Origin of the sequence: Pseudomonas sp. PA-6-3C, assembly GCF_021605825.1 — a bacterium.
Lineage (GTDB): Bacteria > Pseudomonadota > Gammaproteobacteria > Pseudomonadales > Pseudomonadaceae > Aquipseudomonas > Aquipseudomonas edaphica.
Genome location: NZ_WKDV01000086.1, coordinates 1 through 5,039 on the forward strand (window position 1 = coordinate 1; position 5,039 = coordinate 5,039).

1 protein-coding gene and 1 pseudogene are annotated in these 5,039 nt (G+C 61.0%); both read right to left on the reverse strand.

What is annotated here, in order from left to right; all coding sequences use genetic code 11:
- Positions 1 to 390: 390 nt before the first annotated feature.
- On the reverse strand, positions 391 to 4,074 hold the full coding sequence (locus tag GIW48_RS29475) for a translocation/assembly module TamB domain-containing protein (RefSeq protein ID WP_236462901.1): 3,684 nt from the start codon (positions 4,072 to 4,074) through the stop codon (positions 391 to 393).
- Positions 4,074 to 4,925: pseudogene (locus GIW48_RS29480) on the reverse strand (autotransporter assembly complex protein TamA); the annotation flags it as partial. The gene GIW48_RS29475 and the pseudogene GIW48_RS29480, both read right to left, overlap by 1 nt.
- Positions 4,926 to 5,039: the final 114 nt, after the last annotated feature.

The window sequence follows — 5,039 nt, forward strand, 5'->3', positions numbered from 1 at the left end:
GATCTAACCACTCAGGTCGGCTTTCAGGCCGCCGTGCTGTAGATCTTGATCTTGATCTGCTTTTGATCTGAGGCGCCCCGTTAACCACGCTGGCCGAACGCAGGCTTGAATCCGTGGGTAACCCGGCAGGACGCCGGGTTAGCCGCGCTGGGCCAAGGATGGCCCATCGCGGCGGCCCACGGATTCAAGCCGGAGTGAGGGCACACCGAGCCTAGGCGAGGTGCCGAGTGGTGGGGCGAAGACCTTTTGGTTACTTTTGGGGCGTTTGCCAAAAGTGACCCGCTGTAAGAGCGGAACCATAAGCAGCCGTTACCGCAGTAACGGATATACACACCGACAAACCGCCATCGCAGGCAAGCCAGCTCCCAGACTTCTTACCTTATACAACCCCTAGAAATCCCGCTTGTAGAAGATATCCAACGAACTCGCCACGCCACTGGCCACTTCCAGGTACACCTTCTTGCTCAGCAAGTAACGCAAGGCAATGGTATTGGCCGGCTCAAACACCCCCACCCCATAGCGCAAGCTGAGCTTCTCGGTAATCTTGCCACTGGCCACCACTGCGGTCTTGTTCCCGGAGCCCTGGGTATCAAGGTCGAAATCCTGAATCCCCAGCTTGTTGGCGATATCCGAAGTCACCCCCGCACTGCCCATCAAACCCAGGCCCAGAGCGGCCTCAGCAAGCATATTGTTATCTTCGCCCGTGTTGTTACGCGAACGCCCCAGCACCAGGTACGACAACGCATCTTCCTGAGGCATCGACGGCTCGGAGAAGATCTGCGTCGTCGGCTGCTCGGCGCTGCCACTCAAGCGAATACCGGCAGTCACAGTCCTTGAGTCTTCCACGACCACCCGTGTCGCTTCGATATCCAGGAACGGCTGATCCAAGGGACCGGCAAACAACAGCCGCGCACGCCGCACATTGAGGCGCTGCCCGTAGGCACGGTAACGCCCGTCGTTGAGCCACAACTCACCACGGGTGTCCATGTTGTCGCCAATATGCACATGGCCCTGAACCTTGGCAGTCAAGCCAAAGCCGGCAAAGTTAAGCTGGTCTTCACCCACCTCGACGTCGATGTCCATGGCCATCGCCATCGGCGGCTTGCCCTCCTCGGTCTGGCTGCCGACGATCACCGTGTCATCCGAGACCTTGACCGTCGACGGCGGCAGTTCGCGCACGGTGATATCGCCGCGCGGGATGTGCACCTTGCCGGCAATCGCCAGCTTGTCGTCCTTGAGGCTGATCTTAAGGTCCGGCGCCACTTCCAGCTTGGCATAGGGCTCAACCGTGACCGGCAATTTCGAGCCTTGCAGGCTCAGGTCCACCGCCAGGGCCTGGCCCCAGCCGACGCGGCCCTTGAGGCTGCCCTGCCCGTCTTTGCCGCTGCGCCAGCCACCGTTGAGCTGCACACTTTCACCGGCGATCAGCGCCTGCACATTCAAGCCCTCGAGGCTCATCGGCAGCTCAGGCCCGGAAATTTCGCCGTCCACCAGGTTCACATTGCCGTTGACCTGCGGCGCCAACAGACCACCCGAGATACGGCCGTTACCGTTGAGCTTGCCATTGAGGGTTTCCACCATCGGCACAAACGGGCGCGCCACAGCGAGGTCCAGGCCGGTGAGGCTGAACGTGCCGGTAATCGGCTTGTCCTTGGGCAACGGGTTGATCTGCGCCTGCAACAGCAACTCGCCGAGCTTGCCACCGCGAAATTTCAGCTGCGTGTCGATGCGCTTGGGGTTGAGGGTGGTTTCCAGCTTCAAGGTGTCGTAGGGGAAATCCACCCACTGATTTTTGTCCTTCACGCGCAAGGTGCCGCCGCTGGCGTCCACCGCGACCACGCCTTTAGGGCCACTGCTGGGCAGGTCGAGTTGCACATCGGCGTTGAGCTTGCCCTGCCAGGCGAAATCCTTGGGCAAGAAGGCCGCCAGGCTGTCGATCGGGAATTGCTTGAGGTGGTAGCGCAGCTTGGGTTCAGGCATCAGACGCTGGTCTTCACCGCACAAGCTGGAACCGCCAGACACCCAGCAATGCGCGGCAAAGGTCAGCTTGCCGTCGGCCAGGCGTTCGATTTTCGCCGGGGCTTGCAGCTTCCAATCCTGGCCGCCGGCCTGCACATCACCACTGGCCAGGCGCCCACGCCAGTTACCTTTGTCAAGGTTGCCATCCAGGGCCAGGGCGAGTTTGACCAGCGGCCCGGCCAGATCGAGTTGCACCTTCTGGCTCTTGATGTCGCCCTGGGCGCTGGCGGTCAGGGTGCCGACCTGGGTTTCACCGGCTTGAATGCCGCTGCCCTTGAGGTCGATCTTCGCACGCTGGGCGTTGTCGAGGGCCGCATCGAGGGTGAGGCTTTGCAGTTTATTATCCGCAAACGCCAGTTGCTGGCCTTTGAGGTCGAGCTTGCCTTGCGGCGCCTTCAGCGTACCGGCTACATCAACGCGGCCGTTGATTTGCCCGCGCAACTGCGGCCACAGTTGGGCCAGGCGCGCCAGTTTAATGTCAATCTGCCCGGCCAGGCGTTGCTGCAGACTGCCACTGCCATTGATGCGGTTGTCGCCCAGGCGGATATCCAGGTTGGCCAGGGTCCACTGCTCGCCCGCGCCTTCGGCCTTGGCCGCCAGCACGGCGCTCTGGCCGCGCAAATGGCCCTTGAGGTCGAGGTCGGCATTCAGTTTAAGCTGCTCGTTTTTGAACTCGCCTTTGCTGCGCAATGGCCCGGCCAAGGTGCCCGGCAATTCTGCGACCCAGTACGCCGGGTTGAGTGCCGACAAGTCCAACGCAGTGTCCCAGGCGATGCCGTCGGCAAATTGCAGGTTCAGGTGCCCTTCGGCCTTGCCTTGACCGGCAGTCAGTTTGAGTTCGGGCAGGAAGACTTGCTTGAGGTCGCCGCTGAATGGCGTGACCAGACTGAATTTACCCGCTGGGCCGTCAAGGTCAGCGTTGAGATTGCCGAGGTAGTTGCCGTCTTTATAGGAAACTTCACCGTTGAACGTACGCAAGGCGACCTGCGGCTCATCAATCAATGGATAGAGGCGATGCCAGGGGAAATCCAGCCAGTCGATTTTCGCGTCGGCGCTAAAACCTTGTTGCCAGTCCAGATTGGCGCTGAGCTTGAGGCTTTGCTGCTCACCGGCAGTCAGGTCGAGGCCGGCGATCTGTGCGCCCTTGGCGTCAACCTTGCCCTGCAACAGCAAGGCCACCGGGCCTTTTTCTGCGGGCAGCACGGCCCGGCCAAGCAACTGGTAGCCGCTGCTCAAGTCGCCCTTGGCAGTGAGGTCCAGTTGATTGAGCTGCAAGGTGTCGGGCAAATCGGCGCTCGGTTTAAAGCCATCCGCCGTGATGTGCAACTGCGCGGGCAGGTTCTCCACCAAAGGTTGCAGCTCGCCGCTGAGCTTCGCGGGCAAGTAGCCGCTGCTGTCGGCGTCGAGCTTGAGGGTCTTGAGCAGGTCGCCGTCAACCTTGAGCGCAACCTTCCACGGCGCGCCGCCGGGCGCATAGGGCAGGCTCAGGTTCCCGGTGGCGCTCAGCGGCCAGTTGCCGGTGGGTTGCAGCAGGCCGTTGAGGTCCAGCACCAGGTCATCGCGTTGCAGGTGCACCGAATCGATCTGCATGCCAGCAGCCGTCCAATGCGCCGCCAACTGCAGGCCCTTGAGTTCCTCACTGCCATTAAACAGCAGGCTGCCGACGCGAACGTCGCCCAACTGGATGGCAACCGGCAACTTCAGATTCGGCAACGTGATCGGGCCACTGCTCGGTTCATTGCTCGGCGGGAATTGCAGGCTGACCTGTTCCACGTCCAATTGGTTGATGCACAGGGTCATGCGCAACAGGCAGCCTGGTGACCAATCAAACTTCGGAGCATTGAGTTCTACCCGACTCGCGTCCTGCTGCCATAGCAGATGGTCGGCGCTCCATTGGCCACCCAGGTGGCCCTGGTAATTTTCCACGCTCAAACCCGGCACCTGGCTCAAGGCCCAACGGCTGCCTGCTTGAGTACCGAGCACTGTCCACAGCACCAACAGCAGCAGCATGAGGACCGCCACAAGGGCCAGCCCTGCTATTTTCAAACCACGCATCACAGCTCAGGCCCCATGGAAAAGTGCAAACGAATGCCGCCCGGATCTTCGAGGGCATGGGCCAGGTCAAGGCGAATCGGCCCCACTGGCGACACCCAGCGCACACCGACACCCACGCCGGTTTTCAGGCTGGGCATTTCCAGGGTGTTGAAGGAGTTGCCTTGGTCGATAAAGGTCGCGATGCGCCATTTTTCGGCGATGGAATATTGGTACTCGGCGCTCAGGGCCACCATATAGCGCCCGCCGATGCGGTCACCGCGATCGTTTTCGGGTGACAGCGTCTGGTACTCGTAGCCGCGCACGCTCTGGTCACCACCGGCAAAGAAGCGCAGCGACGGCGGCACCGACTTGTAGCCGTTGGTGGCACTGCCGCCGAACTGCGCACGGCCGAGGAAACGGTGGTTGTCCCACAAAGTGGTCAAGCCCTTGATGGTGGCGGTGCCGTACAGCAAGTTGGTGTCGGAGCCGAGCCCTTCCTTGGCGACCTTGGCGTCGAACATCAGGCGATAGCCATTGTGCGGGTCGATGCGGTTATCGCTGCGCAGGTAGGAATAGTTGATGCCCGGCATCACCAGGTTGCTCAAGCCCGAGTCATTGCCCAGGCGATATTCTTCACGCTGGTATTTGAGCGAGATGACCCGCGTCCAGCCGCTGGGCAGCTTGCTGTGCCATTCGGGGCCGAGGGTGAGCAATTTACTCAGGGTGTCGGTGTTGGCGATTTCTTCGTTCTGGTAACCGCCGGCGAAGCGCAACTTGTCGGTCAACGGCGGGTCGAGCGGGATGTCATACCACAGGCCGACGTTCTGGCGTGGCGCCGACAGTTCGGCCTCCCAGCCATAGCTGTGGCCCTGGCTCTTTTAAACATCTCCGAGCCCACGAGACGGGTCATAGGAGATCGTATGCCGTCTTTTGCTTGTAAAAAAAAAAACACGAGACATAGGCTAGAGTGTCGTGCGGTGTGTAAA

Excerpts from the sequence above, each read along its gene's own strand:
- GIW48_RS29475 (WP_236462901.1), bottom strand. The coding sequence starts at position 4,074 with ATGCGTGGTTTGAAAATAGCAGGGCTGGCCCTTGTGGCGGTCCTCATG.